Source organism: Prevotella aurantiaca (assembly GCF_015262605.1).
GTDB classification, from domain to species: Bacteria; Bacteroidota; Bacteroidia; order Bacteroidales; family Bacteroidaceae; genus Prevotella; species Prevotella aurantiaca.
The window spans coordinates 1-20,490 of sequence record NZ_JABZSJ010000049.1 but is presented as its reverse complement, the minus strand read 5'-3'; the positions used below and the strand labels follow the sequence as shown (position 1 = coordinate 20,490).

The window sequence follows — 20,490 nt, the reverse complement described above, 5'->3', positions numbered from 1 at the left end:
ACTTCACTACATGGAAATGATCAAACACATGTACTGCATCGGGACAATTCTCCATGACAGAGGCTATGAAAGCCGCAGACAGGTCTGTTGCCATATGTTTTATCTTTATATTCTTACGTTTGACTTTCTGCCAGAATTTTTTCAGAGCTTTCGTACCCTTTCCATGGCCAACATAGATTATCTTGCCACTGTTCAAATCCACGACGATGGTCTTATAAACATGTCCTTTTTTAACTGCAAACTCATCTATACCTATATTCTCCACCTTATCCAGAGATGGAAGGCTATAATGACGCTCAAGGTAAGAGGAGTGTATTTCCTTTACCATATCCCATAACACACCCAGATGATGCGATACATCCTGAAGCGTCATAACACGAAGTAAATCTACTACATACTTGGCAAAGCGATGAGTATAGCTGCGACTGCCAGTAGCAAAGGGAATATTCTCCTGCTGATCGAAATCACATTCCTTACATTTATAGCGTTGCACCTTCATGCGGATAGTTACTCGTTTGCCACCTATGGGAAGTCTAACAAAGTCCCGCAGGCGATACCTGTTCTTCACAACAGAGCGAGCCCCACAACAAAGGCAACAGCTTATTCGCTCTTTTGTTTGTACATACAAAATAATTCTATTACCTTTGTATTCTTCACAAGTGCATTCGTGGGTGTAAAGACCCCAAGCATGATATAGGAAACTGCTGTTCATCTTTGTACATTTGGTTGTGTTTATTCAAATATACAATATTTACAGCGGTTTCTTTTTTATTTTATCTGTTTTATCACTCCAAATCCCCGATGAACCAGAAGAAAGATATTCATTCAAGACTTTATAAAGTCCCATTCCCCTAAGAAATAAAAGGGGAATGGAACTTTTTAAGCACATTTTTGTCACATAAAAGAGAACGACTCTAAAATAAGCACACTTTTGTCATATAAGCCAGGCTTGTAAACGAGCTGGTATAGAGCCAACGATAGGAAATATTAAAGAAGACCACCGATTATCTCGCAACTTTTATAAAGGTGACAAAGGAGATGCTACCAATGTATTATTAGCTGCAGCAGCATAAAACTTCAAAAGAGCTATGAGAGTTCTTTTATACCTTATATAAAGAATCAGCATAAAGCTTGTCAATACAAGCTTTATGCTGAAATATAGTTTTTAAGGAACGACTAAATATTTTCGCTCCAGTCTTCTTTACTCTTGCGAATATAGCTTTGGTAACGGAGTTTCGCCATTTGTTCAGCAGCATCGAAAAGTTCTTGAGCTTCATTAGGATAAGCCTTTTTAACTGAGAGATAGCGTACTTCGCCCATCAAGAAGTCTTGAAACTTATTCCAATCTGGCTCTTTAGAGTCGAGAGAGAATGGATTCTTTCCTTCTTCTGCCAATACTGGGTTGTAACGCCATAAGTGCCAGTAGCCGCTTTCTACTGCACGACCTTCTTCAGCCTGACTCTTACCCATACCTCCCTTAGCCTTCAAACCGTGGTTGATACATGGAGAATAAGCAATGATGAGCGATGGACCAGGATATGCTTCAGCCTCACGAATAGCCTTAAGAGTCTGTGCCTGATCAGCACCCATAGCTATTTGTGCAACATAAACATAACCATAGGTGGTTGCCATCAAGCCAAGGTCTTTTTTGCGGATACGCTTGCCTTGTGCAGCAAATTGTGCAATAGCACCAAGTGGGGTAGACTTAGAACTTTGACCACCTGTATTAGAATAAACCTCTGTATCAAGTACGAGAATATTAACATCTTCGCCAGAAGCGATTACATGATCGAGACCACCATAACCGATGTCGTAAGAAGCACCATCACCACCAATAATCCATTGTGAACGCTTTACTAAGTAGTGATCTAAAGTCTTTAATTCTTTGCAAATTGGGCAACCTGCTTCAGCACAAGCAGCAATCATCGGCTTTAACGCGGCACTCGCTTCCTTAGAAGCATCGGCATCATCCTTAGCATCAATCCAAGTTTGAGCAGCAATCTTAAAATCTTCAGATACATGTTGTTCTGCTAATGCATCGCTCAAAAGCTTGGTAATGCGCTCACGCATTTTCTTGTTACCAAGTGCCATACCCAAACCAAATTCGCAGAAGTCCTCAAACAATGAGTTATCGAAAGCAGGACCTTGACCATACTCGTTGGTTGTATAAGGAGTTGAAGGGATAGACGCAGAATAAATAGAAGAACAACCTGTAGCATTAGATATCATTTCACGGTCACCGAACAACTGAGAAATCAACTTAACGTAAGGTGTTTCACCACAACCTGCACAAGCTCCAGAGAACTCAAACAATGGTTGAGCAAACTGTGAATTCTTTACGTTGCTTTTGATATCTACCAAATGTTGTTTAGTCTTGACGTTCTTTATGAGGTAGTTCCAATTATCAATTTGTTTTTGATCGCGCTCAAAAGGAATCATTGCAAGTGCCTTACCCTGCTTGTTTCCTGGACAAACATCAACACAGTTTCCACAACCTACACAATCGAGTATGCTAACCTGAATACGGAAGTTCATACCGGCCATAGGCTTTGGAACTTTCATCTCTAATGTCTTATCTTCAAAGCCCTTTACTTCTTCTTCATCGAGAACAAATGGACGGATACAAGCGTGAGGACAAACATAAGCACACTTGTTACACTGAATACAGTTCTCAGAAGTCCATTCAGGATGGAAAGCTTCAACTCCACGTTTCTCAAATGCAGAAGATCCATTCTTCATAGTTCCGTCTACCATATCGTACTTGATGAAGTCAGAAACCTTAAGTAAGTCACCAACCTGACCATTGATAGGACGAACAATTTCCTTTATATATGCAGGAGCATCGTCATTTGCATCATCCTCATCGTCTGCAAGGTTAGCCCAATCAGGATCTACATACAATGACTTGTATTCGCCACCGCGGTCTACAGCTGCATAGTTCTTATCAACCACGTCTTGTCCCTTATTGCCGTAAGACTTAACAATGAATTCCTTCATCTGCTCAACCGCCAAATCAACAGGGATTACTTCTGTAATACGGAAGAATGCACTCTGAAGAATAGTATTGGTACGGTTGCCAAGACCAATTTCCTGTGCAATCTTTGTTGCGTTGATGTAGTAAACGGTAATATTGTTTTGAGCGAAGTAACGCTTAATCTTGTTAGGAATGAAGTTTGCAAGTTCTTCTCTTTCGAAAATGGTATTCAAAAGAAAAGTACCATTCTTCTGTAAACCACGAATTACGTCATACATACGTAAATATGCCTGAACATGGCATGCTACGAAGTTAGGTGTATTTACCTGATAAGTAGAACGAATTTCGCTGTCTCCGAAACGAAGGTGAGAGCATGTAAAACCACCAGACTTCTTAGAGTCATAAGAGAAATATGCTTGGCAGTGTTTATTTGTGTTGTCACCTATAATCTTAACAGAGTTCTTATTTGCACCGACAGTACCATCAGCTCCCAAACCATAGAACTTAGCTTCGAATATACCTTCGCCACCCATTGGAATTTCGTCAATCAAGGGAAGAGAAGTAAATGTAACATCATCTACAATACCCACTGTAAAGTGATTCTTAGGTTCAGCGAGTTCAAGGTTGTTGAAAACAGAAATGATATGAGCTGGTGTGGTATCAGATGAACCAAGACCATAACGGCCACCAACTATCAGAGGTTTATTTTCAACATCGTAGAAAGCGCTCTTAACATCAAGGTATAATGGTTCGCCTTCTGCACCTGGTTCTTTCGTTCTGTCAAGTACAGCAATACGTTTTACAGTCTTTGGAACTGCTGCGAGCAAATGCTTAACAGAGAATGGACGATAAAGGTGAACTGAAATCATACCAATCTTGTTGCCTTGCTTCATTTGATAGTCGATAGCTTCGCGAGCTGCTTCGGTAGCAGAACCCATAAGGATAATGATGTTTTCTGCATCTTCAGCACCATAGTAAGAGAATAGATGGTATTCACGACCAGTAATATTCTTTATCTTAACCAAGTAATCTTCAACTATTTCTGGAATATTTTCGTAATACTGGTTACAAGCTTCACGATGTGTGAAGAATGTTTCTGGATTCTCAGCAGTACCACGAGTAACAGGACGCTCAGGAGAAAGTGCACGATCACGGAAACGTTTAACATCTTCTAGATCAAGTAATTTTGCAACTTCGTCTTGGTCGATCATCTCTATCTTCTGATATTCGTGAGATGTACGGAATCCATCAAAGAAGTTAACAAATGGAATACTTGTCTTCAATGAAGCAAGATGTGGAACTGCTGTAAGGTCCATTACTTCTTGCACTGATCCAGAGCAGAACATTGCAAAACCTGTCTGACGACAAGCCATAACGTCTGAGTGGTCACCAAAGATACACAATGAGTGTGTAGCGATTGTACGAGCTGAAACGTCGAACACACAAGGAAGCATTTCACCTGCAATCTTATACATATTAGGAATCATCAACAACAAACCTTGTGAAGCTGTGAATGTTGTTGTAAGTGCACCAGCTTGGAGTGAACCGTGCATAGCACCAGCTGCACCACCTTCTGATTGCATTTCCTGAACTGTTACTGTCTGACCGAAGAGATTCTTACGTCCCTTTGCTGACCATGTATCCACATGCTCTGCCATTGGAGATGACGGAGTAATCGGATAGATAGCTGCTACCTCTGAAAACATGTAGCTCACATGAGCTGCGGCTTCATTACCATCACAGGTAATATACTTTTTTTCTTTCGCCATTTTCTTTATTTATTAAATGATTCTATAATGTTTTTGGGCTGTTTTGTATAGGCCTGTTTTTGATCAATATATTTATATTATATTTTTTTTGGAGTCTCGTATTTTTATTTTTAACATCTGTCTTAATAAAGAAATCCAAACATCCAGAGTGGTATTTTATTATCTTTCCCAACTTCTGTATTATAGCGAACGTAGATAGTTTCGTTATTTAAACGTAACTTTGTATTCTCCGCATCACAAATCTTGAATTTCTTATTTTCGTCTATTATGTAATTTCCTTGTTTATTTCCTTCATTTACCAAATGTCCTGACAATAGCGTATTAACAAAGAAAGTTTCCATTACATTTTGTTGTTCTACGTGTATTGGGTAAATTGCGTAAATGAGATTAGAATTGTTCATTATTACCTTTGCTGGCTTTTTAGGAAATTCTTGTCCAACAGGATAGATAATATTTATCAACCGTGAATCTGATAAATACTTAATATAGTTCATAACAGTTGCACGGCTTGTGTTAATTTCTTTTGCCAAATTACTTATATTAGGGGACTTTGGACCTTCTAGTGCAAGTAAATAGAAAAGTGTTTTAATTTTCGTGAGATACTTCAGTTCTATTTGTTTAATCAACAATATATCAACTTCAGTCATCATGTTCATTGTTTTTAGTAAGTTTTCAGAATAATTTCTGTTTTCTAAAAAGAAAGGATAATAACCATGATGAATATAATCTTGAAAGTATTTTAGCGGACTAACCTTTGGTAGAATTTGCATTGCAATTTGTTCGTGGTTTCTAATAATCTCATCAAGAGTATAAGTCGGGAAATTATGCCCTGTCATATAATTTAGGAACTCTCTAAACGAAAATCCTCTTAAATTATAACTTTTAACAATACCGTTTAGTTCAGGATTTTCTTCTTTGAGACGCATAACGCTTGACCCTGTAAAAACAATCTTTAATTCAGGATAGTTATCATGGCACTTTCTCAAATCGCAACTCCAATTAGGCTGCTTAAAAACTTGGTCTATGAGTAAAACCTTTCCACCACCTTTATAAAAATCTCCAGCAAAATCTGCAATTCCTCTTTCCTGGAAATAGAAGTTATTCATATTTATATAAAGGCATTGACGGTCATTCGCACCAAAATTTTCTTTCGCATATTGAAGAAGAAAAGTTGTTTTTCCTACCCCTCGCGTTCCCTTAATGCCTATTAGTCGGTCATCCCAATTAACTTCGTCCATAAGCATACGGCGTACTGGTGCATGATTATGCTCTACTAAGTAAGCGTGAGTACGGAAAAATGCGTCCATCTTAATTTGCTAAATTATTTCATACTAAGAAAATGTCGATGGCAAAATATACTTTTAGAAACATGCAACCAATGACATTTCTCACGTGCAAAGTTACTAATTATTTCTTAAATTTGCAAACTATAGATTGCAAAAACGATATTTTTACTATTATTTATATTTTGTCTTCTTATATCTTTGTTGTATCTTTGCATAAGAATAGGTTGTGCTCATTAAGTTAAAGGCAGATTTTCTTTGCACATGCCAGCCATACAATAGCCATGTTATATTGATAGAATACAGAATGATACTCCATATTTTCAACCCTGAGCACGATATGTCATTAGCACATAATAGTTCTAATTACACCCCTTCACGTGCTGCATTAAGAATACGTAACGACTTGGCTTTCTTACCATATATATGGGCAAAACAAGGCGATGCTATTTTGGTAAATAATAAAAAAAAGGCAATAGATGCCATCAATAAGCTTAAATTTAAAAAAAAAGAAATAGTTTTTGTTGATGTAGCTACTTTATCAACCATAACAGAGAAAATAGAAACTGTTATACCATGGGGGTGGGATTGTACAATAAAAGAACAATTAAAACGACTTGGAGTATCTCAAAAGATTCTTCCTACAGATGATTACTTAGCAAGGATATGTAACCTGAGTAATAGAAAAACTGCGGTTCATTTACTTTCTATTCTGAAGTCCTTTTTATCAGCAAAGTCTGTTATTGGCGAATCTTACTATATTGATAATCTTGCAGATTTGTACATAAAAAGTAAAAGTTTAGGAAATGCTGTGATAAAAGCTCCGTGGAGTGGTAGTGGGAGAGGGCTACGATTTACCGATAAAGAAATATCTACTGTTCATTTAAATTGGGCAAAAAATATTATTGCTTACCAAAATGGTATTATCTTAGAGCCATATTATAATAAAGTGCAAGACTTTGCGATGGAATTTTATTTAGAAGACAATAAAGTGAACTATTGCGGTCTTTCAATTTTCTCCTCTTTGCATGGTGCTTATACAGGAAGTTTAATTGATAGCGAAGAGAAGAAGCGCAACCTATTAGGACAGTATATAGAAAGTGAGTTATTAGATACAATTAAAGGATGTCTAATGTATCTATTAAATCAAAATATTAAGGACAAATATAAAGGTCCGTTAGGAATTGATATGATGATAGTTGGAAGTAGATGTTCTTTTGAACATTCAACTTCTCAACATTATTATATTCATCCACTTGTAGAAGTAAATTTTCGCCGTACTATGGGGCATGTTGCTTTGTCCCTATACAATGAAATGCAGATACAAAACAAGGTTATGCAAATTACATTTAATGGTTTATACCATACATTAGAAATAAATGATGATATATAAACTAAATTATTTTTGCATACATTAAAAATACAAATAGCGTAATAACTAAAGCTATTGCGCATACAAAAAATAAAATAATTCGCGATATTAGTTTTCTTTTACGAAGAGATGAAGAATATCTTTGTTGATTAAATCCTGTATACTGATCGTATCGATGTTTACTTTTGTTATCCACTTGTCTTTTTCCCATTAATTTTTGCAGAAAATATGATTACATGAAGGAAACATTTAACACAATGTCTCCTCCATGTATTATATTATTTTATTTAAAATTTGAAACTTAATTGTAAGTCTACTAATGAATAGTTTGGTTTAGCTAAACTGCGATCATGAACATAAGCATATTCACTCGTAAGTAGTACATTTTTATTAAATTCATAATTCAAACCTACTTCATACAAGGTACGTTGTTTTTCAGTTCCTTTTGAAGGCTGATACATATCGTAGCGTGCTTTAGCATATAGTTTTTTCTTTATAACAGGTGCTATAATGGCAGCGTAAATACCTTGTGCTTTATCACCATTGCTACTAAGACTGCAATCTTTTGATGCTGCATCATTTGTATTTATAAATGTTTTTGCAAATGCATCACCTGTGCTGTGTGCATATTCTGATCGGAAGGTCCAATCATTCACAATGTATTCTGCAGAGATTGCATAACGACGTTGCTGTAACTTGCGAACACCAGTTTGTGTTATACCAGCTGCATCGGTCCATGTTCCTTTACGAGCATATGAGCCTGTCCAACCAAAACAACCAATACGCATACCTGCTACTGGCATTACCCATATACCACCAATGATGTTCTTCTGTTCGTCAACATCTTTTACATTAATGCCTTGTCCATTAAAAACACCAACTTGATAATGAAGCAATTCTCTACCTGCAGCATTCTTTAAGAAATCACCTTGAAATTGTATACCAATATCACGACCATTTGAACTATGCGTACCAGCTCTATCTGCAAATCCTGCAAATTTACTTACTACTTGTGAATATCCCATAAACCCTTGTGTAATTGGATGTATTGGATTTTCAAATGTAAATGGGTTTTTGAACTGACCAATCTTCACACGGAAGAAGGTGTACTTTTGCCATTCTGTGAACAAATCAACAACACGTGGTGATGAACCTAAAGTAGATGTGTTTCCATTGAACTGGATTTGTGCTTTCCAAGCCCAATCGTCAAAAATACGTCCATCAAGAGAAACACGACCTAAACGTAAGTTGAACGAATTTGATTTTGCGTTATCTTGGCTAACAAATTGATATTGTGCAATGCCATAACCAGATAGCTTCACATTATTAATCCATTTTGCCGTCTGTGCAGATGCATTAGAAAGTGCCAATGCCAAACCTGCCAACATAAATAACTTTTTCATAAATCCCTGTTATTATTTTAAGATTAAAGTTTTATGTGGCAAAGGTACTGATATTTTATAGGAATTAAAAACAATTCTTAACTTTTTTGACAAAAAGCCATCTAAAAGCATAATCATACAATAAATTTTTATTTATGAGCAGCTACTTTTGTTACTTTTACCAAATTACATTTTATATTATATATTCAGTATTCTTAATATATTTTCTAGTCTTATTGATTTATAGAGGTAGCACTTAAATTTATAATTATAAAATTTAAAAACGTAATTATAAATTTCAATTTTGTAATTATAAATTTATCTATTCGTAATTATTATTTAGATTGAGAGATATTATTTACTTGTTGAATTATTAGAAATTCATTTTGTATTTTAGTTAAACATAAGCAGATAACAATTAAAATGTCATCTTAAATATTTATTTCCGAAATTTTTACTCAACTTTCTTACATCGAATTTGTACTACTTTTAAATCAAGGTGCAGTTCAAAATAAAAAAAATAACTAACTTTGCTGCAAATAAAAGAAAATGAGCAGAAAAAGAAAACCATTACCTATATTAGAAAAGGTTAAAATAGAAGCTGTTGCAGCGGAAGGGAAATGTGTAGCACACGTAAATGACATGGTTGTTTTCGTTCCTTTTGTAGTACCAGGAGATATTGTAGATTTACAAGTTCTTAAGAAGCGTCATAGCTATTGTGAAGCTACAGTAGTAAATGTGATAGCACCAAGTCCAATTCGTATTGATCCTAAATGCAAACATTTCGGTATCTGCGGAGGTTGTAAGTGGCAGAATCTACCTTATAATGAACAATTAGCTGCCAAACAACAGCAAGTAATTGACCAACTTACACGAATAGGAAAGATTGACTTACCAAAAGTTTCTCCTATTTTAGGTTCTGAGAAAACCGAAGAATATCGTAATAAGTTGGAATTTGCTTGCTCTAATAAGCGTTGGTATACCAAAGAAGAATTAGAGGCATTACCCCAAAATGTAGGTTTAGCTCAAGGGGCTATAGGTTTCCACATAACTGGCGCATTCGATAAAATTTACCCTATTGAAAAATGCGTATTGATGGACGACTATTGTAATAAGGTGAGAAATGCCATTTTCAATTATGCTTTATCACATAATCTTACTTTCTTCGATATCAAAGAACAACGTGGCTTGTTACGTGATGTTATGATGAGAAACTCAAATACTGGCGAATGGTTAGTATTGGTCCAGTTTCATTACGATGAACCTGGAGATGAAGAACTTGCAATAGGCCTAATGCAATTTATAGCTGATGAATTTAAAGAAATAACCTCGTTATTATATGTTGATAATCAAAAGGGTAATGATACATTCAACGATTTAGAATTGATAGTATTTAAAGGCAACGACCATATTTTCGAACTAATGGAAGACCTTCGTTTTAAAGTGGGAGCGAAGAGTTTTTATCAAACAAACACAGACCAAGCTTACCACTTATATTGTGTAGCACGAAACTTTGCAAATCTCACAGGGAACGAATTAGTTTACGACCTATATACAGGTACTGGAACAATAGCAAACTTTGTTGCCAAAAATGCAAAGAAGGTAATTGGTATAGAATATGTGCCTGAAGCGATTGATGATGCCAAAATAAATTCAGAGATTAATAATATTGTCAATACTATATTTTATGCTGGCGATATGAAAGATATTCTGACAGAAGACTTTGTAAAAATACATGGTAAACCTGATGTTATTATAACTGACCCTCCTCGCGCTGGTATGCACGCTGATGTTATAAATGTTATTTTAGGTGCACATCCCCAACGTATTGTCTATGTGAGTTGCAATCCTGCAACACAGGCACGCGATTTATCACTTTTAGATAATGACTATAGAGTTGTTGAAGTTCAGCCTGTTGATATGTTTCCTCATACACCTCATGTTGAAAATGTCGTACTATTGGAAGCAAGAGTAAGGTAAATGGTGTTTGATAAAACTCGAAAAAAGCTAATATAGATGTTATTTTTCTTAGAAATGATAATTTTTAGATACTTTATAAAGACAAAGACATAAAAATACTATTATTTTTGCAAAAATATTTCGTTAAAAAACAATAACTGTATTTTGAGATTCTAAAAGTGTCTGTTTTGCATTTCAAAATAGGCACTTTTATAATTCTAAAAGCCCTTCTTTGTATCGAAAAAAATATTTTTTGTAAAATATTGATGTAAAGCGAGTTATAAAACTAGTAAATTTAAGAAAAAGATAATGAATATTATTGCTTCTTTCTTATCTTATGGATAAGAGGGATTCATTTAAATTTTACTATTAACATCTAAAATTTAAAAGGTGTTATTTTATGATAGAAAAAATTATGAATTATAACTTGTTATGAAAAAGTAATTGGTGATTTAAGAAGATTATTGTAACTTTGCGGCAAATTTTTAAGATAAATGGCACATAGAAGTTTAGATCAATTAGACAAAAAGATTTTACGCCTTATCGCTGAAGATGCGCGTATTCCATTCTTGGAAGTTGCACGCGAGTGTAAGGTAAGTGGTGCAGCAATTCACCAAAGAATTCAAAAACTGACAAACTTGGGTATACTCAAAGGTTCACAATTTATTATTGACCCAGAAAAAATAGGTTATGAAACCTGTGCGTATATGGGATTGAATTTAAAGAACCCTGAGAAATTTGATGAAGTAGTAGAAGCTTTGAAGAAAATCCCTGAAATTGTGGAATGTCATTTCACAACAGGCGAATATGATTTATTTATCAAGCTTTATGCTCAAAACAATCATCATCTTTTAAACATTATCCATAGTAAGCTCCAAACATTGGGATTATCACGAAGTGTAAGTCTTATCTCATACAATGCAGTAATAGACCGCCCACTTCCAATAAATGATTTTCCTGTGGAAGAAAATTCTGAATCTATTGAAGATTAAGGATTAATAATTTATAATTCAAGCACTTTCACCATAAACAAAAAGTTATAACAAATTTTTGTTTTATTGGAAGGAAAGTGCTTGAATTATTTTTACCTATCGCTTTATAAAGAAATAGCCAATTTCATGACTTATTTTGCGCTTTGCCGAATGTGCGCAAAGCTTGTAAGTTCCATTTTTTAGACTATAGATATTTAAGGTTTTACGATTAGAAGCAACATAATATATTTTCATAATTACATTGCCTTGCAACGATTCAATACAAAAATAGTCTATATCCATTGCGTTTATATTAGCTGGGAGGGTAATTTTTTTACCATCATTTATCAGTAATCTACTTTTAAAACCTTCTTTATCAAGTACACTTTGTAATGCAACACTTTCATTTCCAAATCTATCCATTGCTGTAATAGCATAATACTGGTGTTTAGCTCCTTGGTGTACAAATGAAGTTCCTTGAAATCTTGCCATAACAAGATTACGCGGGTCGTTGATATCTACGGGGTAGCTATTACTCATGTATATATTATAATAAGGTGAAGTTCCTTTCCAACTTATCGTTTTTGCTCCTTGTGCACTTATCAATGCTACAACAGAATTACCTTGAAAAAACTTGGGGGCCTCAGGCTTTCTGCTATTCATCCAAGTTAAAGCAGGCGGAATAGATGGTATAGCATTAAAACGTTTCTCAAAATTATAAATACCTTGTAAGTTATCTAATAGGAATTTAGAACGGAAATGAGCATGTCCCATTCCCAACCATCTACTAACATACATTTGTTGTCTAAGTTCTTTAAGCGTCATATTTCCTTCTCGTGGATCAAGAAAGTAAGTTCCAAGCCCCGAAATAATATCGTGTCCATTTGAATTTTCCATCCAATCAGCACAGAATGGATAATAATTTTCATCACGCCAATATTGCATAGGATAGAGCTGATCCATTATTCTTGTCTTTACCCATAATTGTGCATCCTGTGAAACACGATTCTTAGCATTATAATTTTTAGACGAATATCTGCTTAGGTCATCGTATTTGCCTATAGGTGAACATGATATTTTAACCCAAGGTTTTAGTACTTTTACTCTTCGATTAATTTCTCTAACAATTTTAGTAATATTTTCTCGACGCGCCTCAGGAGTATCACCATTTCTATAAGTTGGATGTGGCCATCCATCGGGATATCTTATATAGTCTAAGTTTATTCCATCTATATCATAATTTTGAGTAATTTCTGCACAAATTTCCCCTAAATAACCAGCAATATTTTGGTCTTCTGGACTTACATAAGAACCAGAAGAGAAACTTTTAATATTAAATCCTTTCTGCTTCATAAGTCTACATCCTAATGATTTTGCTGCACCAACAGGCATAGCAGCAACCCAAGCATGGATTTCTAACCCACGTTTATGACATTCTTCAACGGCAAATGCCAAAGGGTCGTAATTTGGATTTCCATTTTCTCTACCTGTTAAACATTTATCCCAAGGCTCGAACTTCGACGGATAAATAGTAGCAGCACGTACACGTGCTTGCAATAATACTGTGTTTATGTTTGCTGCAACATACTTATCCAAGATATCAATAAGTTCTTGTTTTTGTCTTTCGATGCCTTCTTCTGAGTTTGCCAATGATGAGGGCCAATCAAGATTACTAAAAGTTGTTAGCCAAACAGCACGAGTCTCACGCTTCTTAAAAGGAGTTGTATCCCATTTTATAAATATATCGTTTGTTTGTGCAAAACAGTTAATAAAAAACCAATTTAATAATAACAGTGTAATTATCTTCTTATTCATACTTTTTAAAGCATATTTTTGACAAATAGGAGAGAAGCCAATTCTAAATTGACCACAAAGATAGGCAATAATTTTTGTAATTCAAATAATTCTACTACCTTTGTCATTGAAATTTAATAATAAACAAACTTTATATTTATAACAATAAAAATTATGATGAAGAAACTATCTCTCCTCTTATTAGGCTTAACATTATCGTTGGGAATTCACGCACAATTTCAAGAAGGTAAAGGCTACATAGGAGCTTCACTAACAGGATTAGATTTACATTATAATAGTCGCAATAAATTTAATATAGGACTAGAAGCAAAGCTTGGTTATTTAGCATGGGACAATACGATGCTGTTGGCAACTATAAGTGCTGAACATAATGGTTCAGAAACTGTCGCAGACCATTTTATGTTAGGTGTTGGAGGACGCTACTACATTTCTCAAAATGGTTTATATTTAGGCGTTGGATGTAAGTTCTTACATGCCAATCGTAGTTATAATGATCTTTTAGTCGGTACTGAAGTTGGTTATGCTTTCTTTATTAATCGTTCTGTAACAATAGAACCAGCACTCTATTATGATCATTCGTTCAAAGATACGAGTTATTCAACTGTAGGTCTTAAGATTGGTCTTGGTATATATCTATTTGACGATTAAGCCTGTATAAACGACAAGTTTGATATGCAGCAATTTCCTTCTCAACTGCTCGAAAAGGCCGTTGGAGAATTTTCTAAATTACCGGGAGTAGGTAGAAAAACTGCTCTCCGGTATGCTTTACATTTATTACGTGAAACTAAAGAAGATGTCGATAGCTTCACTAAAGCAATTTCTACAATGCGGCATGATATTAAATACTGCAATATTTGTCACAATATTTCCGACTCTGATAAATGCTCTATTTGTGTAAATCCAAATAGAGATACTTCAATATTATGTGTTGTTGAAAACGTACAAGATGTTCTTGCTATTGAAAATACCCAACAATATAATGGCTTATACCATGTGTTAGGAGGAATAATTTCACCAATAGATGGCATTGGACCAAACGACTTAGAAATAGATTCGCTTGTGGAACGAGTAAAAACTGGCACAGTTAATGAAATTATTCTTGCTTTAGCAAGTACTATAGAAGGTGATACCACAAACTTTTATATATCACGTAAGCTTAAAGGCTTTGATATAAAGCTAACAGTGATTGCTCGTGGCATATCGGTTGGTGATGAATTGGAATATACTGATGAGGTTACATTGGGACGAAGTATATTAAACAGAACTATAATCGAAGGTTAAAGATAAAACTATGGAACAAACACGAAAGTTGCTTTTAAAAGTTTTAGGTCTTTTCTTACTCATATTAATCTGTATCGTTGCTATATATGAATTGCCAATTTTTTTACCAGGCTGTTTGGCTGGTAAAAAAAGTCTGACTTTTGTGCAGTTTATTATGCAGCCGATAACATTGCTTTTAATTCCGCTTGCTCTTTACTTATTTAAGATTCCACGAGTTTGTAAAAGTATTACTAACATACAGTCATATAAAGGATTTCAAATATGGGCTTGCGTGCGAATTTGTCTACTTTGTATTCCCATCATTCTGAATATTCTTTTCTACTATATTTATGGAGAAGAGGTTGGATTCTTTTATTTAGCGTTAATTTTAATGATTAGCATTTTCTTTATCTATCCTACAAAAGAAAGATGTGAAAGTGAAAGGAATTTTAAACAAGACAAAACAGATCTAAATAATGATTTAATACCATGAAATTAAGTATCATAATTGTAAACTATAACGTAAAATATTATCTTGAACAGTGCCTGTTAAGTGTAAAACGAGCTATTACAGGTGTTGATGCAGAAATAATTGTTGTAGATAACCATTCTAAAGATGGTTCTGTAAAATATATAGAACAACGTTTCCCTTGGGTAACCTGTATTTCTTCTTTGCACAATTTAGGATTTGCAAGAGCAAATAATCTCGCAATTAAGCAGAGTAATAGTGAGTACGTTTTATTACTGAATCCTGATACTTTCATTAGTGAAAATACCATAGTTGATGCCCTAAACTTTATGGACACCAATAAAAATGCAGGCGGATTAGGTGTTACAATGCTTACCACAAGTGGTTTACGTGCAAAAGAAAGTCGTAGAGGTTTTCCCTCACCAATGGTATCTTTCTATAAAATGATAGGATTATGTGAGCGTTTCCCTGAACATCCTAAGTTCGGGCACTACTACATGAGTAATTTGTCTTGGGATGAGCCAGGAAAAATAGAAGTAATCAGTGGAGCATTTTGTTTATTGCGTCGTTCAGTATTAGATAAGGTGGGGCTACTTGATGAGAAGTTCTTTATGTATGGAGAAGACATTGATTTAAGTTATAGAATATTGAAAGGAGGATTTGAAAATTGGTTTTTACCTTCTACAATATTACATTATAAAGGTGAAAGTACACAACGTTCAAGTTTTCGATATGTTCATGTCTTTTATGCAGCGATGCTCATTTTCTTCCGTAAACATTATAGCGGAATGAGCATTTTACTAAGCATACCTATCAAGGCTGCTATTTGCTTAAAGGCAACAACTTCTCTTTTAAATATGTTATATAGGAAATCTCAGAAACTTTTAGGTTTTCTTCCACATGCACATCCAGTAGAACCCAATTATATTTTTATTGGAAATAAAAAAAGTATAGATCGTTGTGAGGAAATAGCAAAGAGTAGGGGAGTAGTTGGAAAATATGTTATTGGCAATAAACAAACATTGCCAAATGGACACCTCGACAAGCTGGAACTAATTGAATCAAAGATCTTAAATTATGTAGTTTACGATATGGATGCGTATACGTATGGTGATGCTCTTTCATTTTTTGCATCTCGACCACAAGAAAACATACATATTGGTACATATAATTGTCAAGCAGATTGCATCATAACCGGAGAAGATGTCTTGAGATGATAGAAACAAAAAAAATACGGCTTCGTGCAATGGAGCCAGAAGACTTAGATTTACTTTATAAAATAGAAAACGATGAAAGCTTATGGAGCGTTAGTACGACCAACGTTCCATATAGTCGTTATGTACTACATGACTATATTGCTAATTCCAAAAACGATATTTTTGCGGATAGTCAAGTCAGATTAATTATTGAAACCGATGATAGAAGAGCAAATATAGGCTTGTTAGATTTAGTGAATTTCGACCCTCGACATCAACGAGCTGAACTGGGAATAATTTTATTAAACGAGTATAGAGGAATGGGATATGCTCACGCTGCAATTTTAAAAATAATTGAACATTCACAAAAATATTTTCATCTTCGCCAAATTTATGCTTATATAGATGTAGAAAACGAAAAGTCGTTAAAATGTTTGGAATCTGTTGGATTTCAGAAAACTGCTTGTCTACAAGACTGGTTTTTTCAAACAGATGAATACAATGATGCTTATTTAATGCAACTTTTTTTATAAAAAACCACTATTCTTTTTGGCTATAACAAATTAAATTAGTATCTTTGCATTCGCTAAACAGAAATAGTAGTTAGCATCCGCGATTTGGTGCGTTAGTTCAGTTGGTTAGAATGCCTGCCTGTCACGCAGGAGGTCACGAGTTCGAGTCTCGTACGCACCGCAACTATTATTTAGATAAAGCACATTTGGTGCGTTAGTTCAGTTGGTTAGAATGCCTGCCTGTCACGCAGGAGGTCACGAGTTCGAGTCTCGTACGCACCGCTTTAAGTACTCTGAAAATAGCATCAGAGATTTCTAAAGAAAATCGTAAGTATCATAACTTCAAGGAGTTATGATACTTTTGTTTTGTATCACTTCCTCTTTTCGGAGTATGTGTAGATACACAATAATATCCCAAAATACTCCACAACGGCTACAATTCAGCTACAGAAATTCTTGAATTTCAAAAATTGTAGCCAAGAGTGGCTACAGAGTACATCAAGAGTACGTAAGAATTGCTCATCATTTGAAAATTATGTTGAACTTTGCAGCATGGTTGTGGATACAAATGGCTACACAACTTTTTAGTTTTGGCTACACAAAATCCATACTATGGCTACAATTAAAAACAAGTATTTATGAAGTCAATTTTTAAGTCAACATTCTATCTTAGAAGTAATTATGTGAACAAAGAAGGGAAGAATCCTGTGATGTTGAGAATCTATCTCAATAATGAGCGTCTCTCGATTGGATCAACGGGTATCTCTGTTTTGAAGTCTCTTTGGGATATTGACAAAGAACGTCTCAAGGGTCGAACAACTGAAGTCCTGAGGACGAATTTGCAACTCGATAATATCAGTAATGGGTTGCTTAATATCTTCCGACGTTTGGAGTTTTCAGATGATTTGTGTTTGGAACGAATCAAAGAAGAGTTTTTAGGAAAGAAAGGGGACATAGATACGTTTATGGCTCTTTTCGAGAAGCATAATGAAGATTTCCGAAAGCAAGTAGGAGTTTCTGTATCTGCTACTACTTTGCGAAAGTATGAATTATGCAAGCGTCACTTTGCAGAGTTTCTGAAGCAGAAATATGGTCGGACAGATATAAAGTTGTGTGAATTAAATTATACAGTCATCTATGATTTTGACCTTTATCTTCAAACAGTTGCCGGACAATGTCGTAACACAGCAACAAAGACAATGAAGATTTTTAAGACAATAACCATTTTAGGTCGGAAATTGGGTGTGCTGCACCATGATCCGTTTGCTAATTACCATTTTCACTTGGAGCTTGTCGACAGAGGATTTCTCACTGATGAAGAAATTCTCAAAATTGTGAATAAAAAACTTACGATACCTCGTTTATCTCTTGTCCGTGATATATTCATTTTCTCATGTTTCACAGGGCTATCATACATAGATGTTGCCAATCTCACACCAGAACATTTAGTTAGTATGGACGATAAACAGTGGATTATGACGAAGAGACAGAAGACGAATGTAGAATCTAATATTCTTCTTCTTGATATTCCAAAGCAGATTATAGCTAAATATAACAATAATACTTATCGTGAAGGAAAACTGTTTCCTGTACTAAGTAATCAAAAAATGAATGCTTATCTAAAAGAAATAGCTGATATTTGCGGTATTGTCAAAAATCTTACTTTCCACATGGCTCGCCATACATTTGCGACCATGTCGCTCAGCAAGGGCGTTCCTATGGAAAGTGTGTCGAAGATGCTGGGACATACCAACATTAAAACTACACAAATTTATGCCCGCATTACCAATAAGAAAATAGAACACGATATGGAACAGTTGGCTGGCAAGTTAGACAAGTTCAATGTTGCTATGGGCATCAACTCTAAATAATGTACAACCCTAAACCAAGAAAATTATGACAACAACAAAGAAAGAGCTTTCTTACTTCCGTTTAAAGTTGGAAGCGTATCTTGGAGAGCATTTTCCAGAGAGAGTGAATGAAAATACGTTTGTAACTGCTCGCGCAGACGAAGCATTGGCAGCTTACTGCGATGCTATAGCACAAGGTTTTTCTTACCCAGAAGCAGAGGTAATGGCAAGCGAAGTTCTGTATCAAGGACTGCACTTTTCCAAGTACGACACGCTTGTGTCTGTCTTGGAGAATGAGTTCGAGAAAGAACTTCCTTCTCCTCTTCCTGAAAGACTAACACCAATACTTCTGAAGAACAAGGCTGTGCAAAGTGTTTTCGACAAGTATGAGCTGACAGACGATTTTGGCACAAGTCCGGAGTATGAGAAACTCTACACCGAACTGACAGGGACAATCGTTTTGCTCATAGAGATCAATGGTCTGCCAACCGTCAATAGTGAGAACATGACTTGATGTAACACCATCGGGAGCTTTTGTAGTGTCAAGAGCCAAGATAACCATTCTTCCCCACACACCAAGAGTTTGAGCAAACACTTGGCTTTTTTCGAGCATAGCTCTCAACAACTCGTGTGAGGTAGAATATCTTGTAACTGCTCTTGAACTATTAAAAGCTCCGATATGAATACAATCATCATGAATCAAGACGTTCACACACCTGCCTTCATCAAGGCAGACGCATCGAACAAAACCGATAATATCAAGCAGCAGCCGACTTCTCCCAAGCAAGTCCGCCGCTTCTCTTGGACACGCTTCATCGAACTCGCTATCCTACTTTCCATCATTATCGGTGCCATTTGGCTTATCTCGAAAATTGTAACGCCGCAAGTCGTAACTGCCGTCTCTGTCATTGCAGGTTTTCTGATACTACGCTTTATAGTCAGGGTAATCCTAAAAGTGACAATTACGCTGCTGAGCATTCTCTTCTGGCTGGCGATTCTCTGTGCCATCCTGCTATGCGTGCTTTGAGAAGCACAGCTCTGTAAAACCTTTCATATTATTTCATTAGGTGGTTATCTCGCATTTTGAGATAGCCACCTTTTCTATTTTCCACTACGAGCGTTGCACTTTTGCTTCTTTTCCAATGCTCCACATGATGCGATGACAAGGAGACGGATGCTGTTCCCTTTTTATCCGCAAAGGTAGTACGGGGCTTGTGGCTTTCCCAAGGTCTGTGCCGCTTGGTTTGTCTGGAAAATCTCCACACCTACGGGTTGTATTTTCCGCCAAAACCTTGTGTAAGCCCGCCCCGCTACCTCTATTTTGCTACAAAAAGGAATCAGCATACTCCGATCTTTGGACGCATAAAAAAAATGTCGCTATGGATAAGCAAAAAGTAAATACAACATCTTCGATGAACAGAAAAGGATATAGCTCCTCCTCTCATTACCGCATTAACCCTACGGCTGAAAAAAGTGAGCAAGTGTTGGCAATTAAGTTTGTACAATGGGACGTTCCCCCGTTGGAGAGCCTTTGTAGCAGCAAAGTATATCTCCTGCGTGTGAAACTCTATCGTGGTGAGTGTATGAGCCGTGAGGACGAGTTGTTGAGAGCTTGGCTCGAAAAAAAGAATTGGCTATGTGAGGCGGTGAACTCAAACACCTATTTCCGCACAGCCGT

The 20,490-nt window shown here is 35.6% G+C and carries 16 protein-coding genes, 2 tRNA genes and 2 pseudogenes; 15 read left to right on the top strand and 5 right to left on the bottom strand.

Annotated elements, in window-relative coordinates; genetic code table 11:
- Positions 1–712, bottom strand: a 712-nt coding sequence (locus HXN26_RS08595; RefSeq protein WP_273160654.1) for a transposase, incomplete at its 3' end; no start/stop codon positions are given.
- A 238-nt stretch (positions 713–950) separates the two neighbouring features.
- On the opposite strand from HXN26_RS08595, the pseudogene HXN26_RS08590 reads away from it, so the two are divergent.
- Positions 951–1,115: pseudogene (locus HXN26_RS08590) on the top strand (transposase); the annotation flags it as partial.
- 61 nt (positions 1,116–1,176) lie between these two features.
- Here HXN26_RS08590 and nifJ read toward each other — a convergent pair.
- A complete protein-coding gene (gene nifJ, locus HXN26_RS08585) occupies positions 1,177–4,743 on the bottom strand; it encodes a pyruvate:ferredoxin (flavodoxin) oxidoreductase (RefSeq protein ID WP_273160653.1) in 3,567 nt (1,188 codons plus the stop codon).
- A gap of 122 nt (positions 4,744–4,865) precedes the next feature.
- Entirely contained in the window at positions 4,866–6,050 is a 1,185-nt protein-coding gene (locus HXN26_RS08580) for an ATP-binding protein (RefSeq protein ID WP_273160651.1), read from the bottom strand.
- 316 nt (positions 6,051–6,366) lie between these two features.
- Here HXN26_RS08580 and HXN26_RS08575 point away from each other — a divergent pair, with 316 nt between their 5' ends.
- Positions 6,367–7,419, top strand: coding sequence for a hypothetical protein (locus tag HXN26_RS08575; RefSeq protein WP_273160649.1), 1,053 nt, complete (start codon positions 6,367–6,369; stop codon positions 7,417–7,419).
- Between the two features lie 266 nt (positions 7,420–7,685).
- On the opposite strand, the gene HXN26_RS08570 is transcribed toward HXN26_RS08575, so the two are convergent.
- A complete protein-coding gene (locus HXN26_RS08570; RefSeq protein WP_273160647.1) occupies positions 7,686–8,801 on the bottom strand; it encodes a porin in 1,116 nt (371 codons plus the stop codon).
- Positions 8,802–9,329: 528 nt separating this feature from the next.
- Here HXN26_RS08570 and rlmD point away from each other — a divergent pair.
- The gene (rlmD, locus tag HXN26_RS08565; RefSeq protein WP_273160646.1) at positions 9,330–10,760 is read left to right on the top strand and encodes a 23S rRNA (uracil(1939)-C(5))-methyltransferase RlmD; all 1,431 of its coding nucleotides are present in this window, start codon (positions 9,330–9,332) and stop codon (positions 10,758–10,760) included.
- Between the two features lie 473 nt (positions 10,761–11,233).
- Positions 11,234–11,731 carry an Lrp/AsnC family transcriptional regulator gene (locus HXN26_RS08560; protein WP_025001365.1) on the top strand — a complete coding sequence of 166 codons (498 nt, stop codon included), beginning with the start codon at positions 11,234–11,236 and terminating at the stop codon, positions 11,729–11,731.
- Positions 11,732–11,827: 96 nt separating this feature from the next.
- Here HXN26_RS08560 and HXN26_RS08555 read toward each other — a convergent pair whose 3' ends face one another.
- The gene (locus HXN26_RS08555; protein ID WP_273160645.1) at positions 11,828–13,525 is read right to left on the bottom strand and encodes a glycoside hydrolase family 10-like protein; all 1,698 of its coding nucleotides are present in this window, start codon (positions 13,523–13,525) and stop codon (positions 11,828–11,830) included.
- Positions 13,526–13,678: 153 nt separating this feature from the next.
- Between HXN26_RS08555 and HXN26_RS08550 the strand changes: the two genes are divergently transcribed.
- From HXN26_RS08550 to HXN26_RS10875, 11 genes and pseudogenes are all read left to right on the top strand, one after another.
- A complete protein-coding gene (locus tag HXN26_RS08550; RefSeq protein ID WP_025001364.1) occupies positions 13,679–14,173 on the top strand; it encodes a hypothetical protein in 495 nt (164 codons plus the stop codon).
- Positions 14,174–14,197: 24 nt separating this feature from the next.
- Positions 14,198–14,806 carry a recombination mediator RecR gene (gene recR / locus HXN26_RS08545; RefSeq protein WP_025001363.1) on the top strand — a complete coding sequence of 203 codons (609 nt, stop codon included), beginning with the start codon at positions 14,198–14,200 and terminating at the stop codon, positions 14,804–14,806.
- Positions 14,807–14,816: 10 nt separating this feature from the next.
- Positions 14,817–15,278 (top strand): hypothetical protein, encoded by a 462-nt coding sequence (locus HXN26_RS08540; RefSeq protein WP_273160644.1) that lies wholly within the window; start codon positions 14,817–14,819, stop codon positions 15,276–15,278.
- Complete coding sequence (locus tag HXN26_RS08535; protein WP_273160642.1) at positions 15,275–16,471, top strand: glycosyltransferase family 2 protein; 1,197 nt, start codon at positions 15,275–15,277, stop codon at positions 16,469–16,471. The genes HXN26_RS08540 and HXN26_RS08535 overlap by 4 nt, the downstream gene beginning before the upstream one ends.
- The gene (locus HXN26_RS08530) at positions 16,468–16,983 is read left to right on the top strand and encodes a GNAT family N-acetyltransferase (protein WP_420541275.1); all 516 of its coding nucleotides are present in this window, start codon (positions 16,468–16,470) and stop codon (positions 16,981–16,983) included. Before HXN26_RS08535 ends, HXN26_RS08530 begins: the two co-directional genes overlap by 4 nt.
- 86 nt (positions 16,984–17,069) lie before the next feature.
- A tRNA-Asp gene (locus HXN26_RS08525) sits at positions 17,070–17,143 on the top strand.
- Between the two features lie 27 nt (positions 17,144–17,170).
- Positions 17,171–17,244 (top strand) — tRNA-Asp (locus tag HXN26_RS08520).
- Between the two features lie 356 nt (positions 17,245–17,600).
- A complete protein-coding gene (locus tag HXN26_RS08515; protein ID WP_107624156.1) occupies positions 17,601–18,833 on the top strand; it encodes a site-specific integrase in 1,233 nt (410 codons plus the stop codon).
- Positions 18,834–18,858: 25 nt separating this feature from the next.
- Positions 18,859–19,326 (top strand): DUF1896 domain-containing protein, encoded by a 468-nt coding sequence (locus HXN26_RS08510; protein WP_273160637.1) that lies wholly within the window; start codon positions 18,859–18,861, stop codon positions 19,324–19,326.
- A gap of 165 nt (positions 19,327–19,491) precedes the next feature.
- Positions 19,492–19,839, top strand: coding sequence for a hypothetical protein (locus HXN26_RS08505; protein WP_273160635.1), 348 nt, complete (start codon positions 19,492–19,494; stop codon positions 19,837–19,839).
- A gap of 187 nt (positions 19,840–20,026) precedes the next feature.
- Positions 20,027–20,490 (top strand): annotated as a pseudogene (locus HXN26_RS10875) (hypothetical protein); the annotation flags it as partial.

What these genes read in the sequence shown, in the direction of transcription:
- HXN26_RS08505 (WP_273160635.1), top strand. Translation starts at nt 19,492, where the DNA reads ATGAATACAATCATCATGAATCAAGACGTTCACACACCTGCCTTCATC.
- HXN26_RS08555 (WP_273160645.1), bottom strand. Translation starts at nt 13,525, where the DNA reads ATGAATAAGAAGATAATTACACTGTTATTATTAAATTGGTTTTTTATT.
- HXN26_RS08535 (WP_273160642.1), top strand. Translation starts at nt 15,275, where the DNA reads ATGAAATTAAGTATCATAATTGTAAACTATAACGTAAAATATTATCTT.
- HXN26_RS08530 (WP_420541275.1), top strand. Translation starts at nt 16,468, where the DNA reads ATGATAGAAACAAAAAAAATACGGCTTCGTGCAATGGAGCCAGAAGAC.
- HXN26_RS08515 (WP_107624156.1), top strand. Translation starts at nt 17,601, where the DNA reads ATGAAGTCAATTTTTAAGTCAACATTCTATCTTAGAAGTAATTATGTG.
- HXN26_RS08575 (WP_273160649.1), top strand. Translation starts at nt 6,367, where the DNA reads ATGTCATTAGCACATAATAGTTCTAATTACACCCCTTCACGTGCTGCA.
- HXN26_RS08570 (WP_273160647.1), bottom strand. Translation starts at nt 8,801, where the DNA reads ATGAAAAAGTTATTTATGTTGGCAGGTTTGGCATTGGCACTTTCTAAT.
- HXN26_RS08560 (WP_025001365.1), top strand. Translation starts at nt 11,234, where the DNA reads ATGGCACATAGAAGTTTAGATCAATTAGACAAAAAGATTTTACGCCTT.
- nifJ (WP_273160653.1), bottom strand. Translation starts at nt 4,743, where the DNA reads ATGGCGAAAGAAAAAAAGTATATTACCTGTGATGGTAATGAAGCCGCA.
- HXN26_RS08510 (WP_273160637.1), top strand. Translation starts at nt 18,859, where the DNA reads ATGACAACAACAAAGAAAGAGCTTTCTTACTTCCGTTTAAAGTTGGAA.
- HXN26_RS08550 (WP_025001364.1), top strand. Translation starts at nt 13,679, where the DNA reads ATGATGAAGAAACTATCTCTCCTCTTATTAGGCTTAACATTATCGTTG.
- recR (WP_025001363.1), top strand. Translation starts at nt 14,198, where the DNA reads ATGCAGCAATTTCCTTCTCAACTGCTCGAAAAGGCCGTTGGAGAATTT.
- HXN26_RS08580 (WP_273160651.1), bottom strand. Translation starts at nt 6,050, where the DNA reads ATGGACGCATTTTTCCGTACTCACGCTTACTTAGTAGAGCATAATCAT.
- rlmD (WP_273160646.1), top strand. Translation starts at nt 9,330, where the DNA reads ATGAGCAGAAAAAGAAAACCATTACCTATATTAGAAAAGGTTAAAATA.
- HXN26_RS08540 (WP_273160644.1), top strand. Translation starts at nt 14,817, where the DNA reads ATGGAACAAACACGAAAGTTGCTTTTAAAAGTTTTAGGTCTTTTCTTA.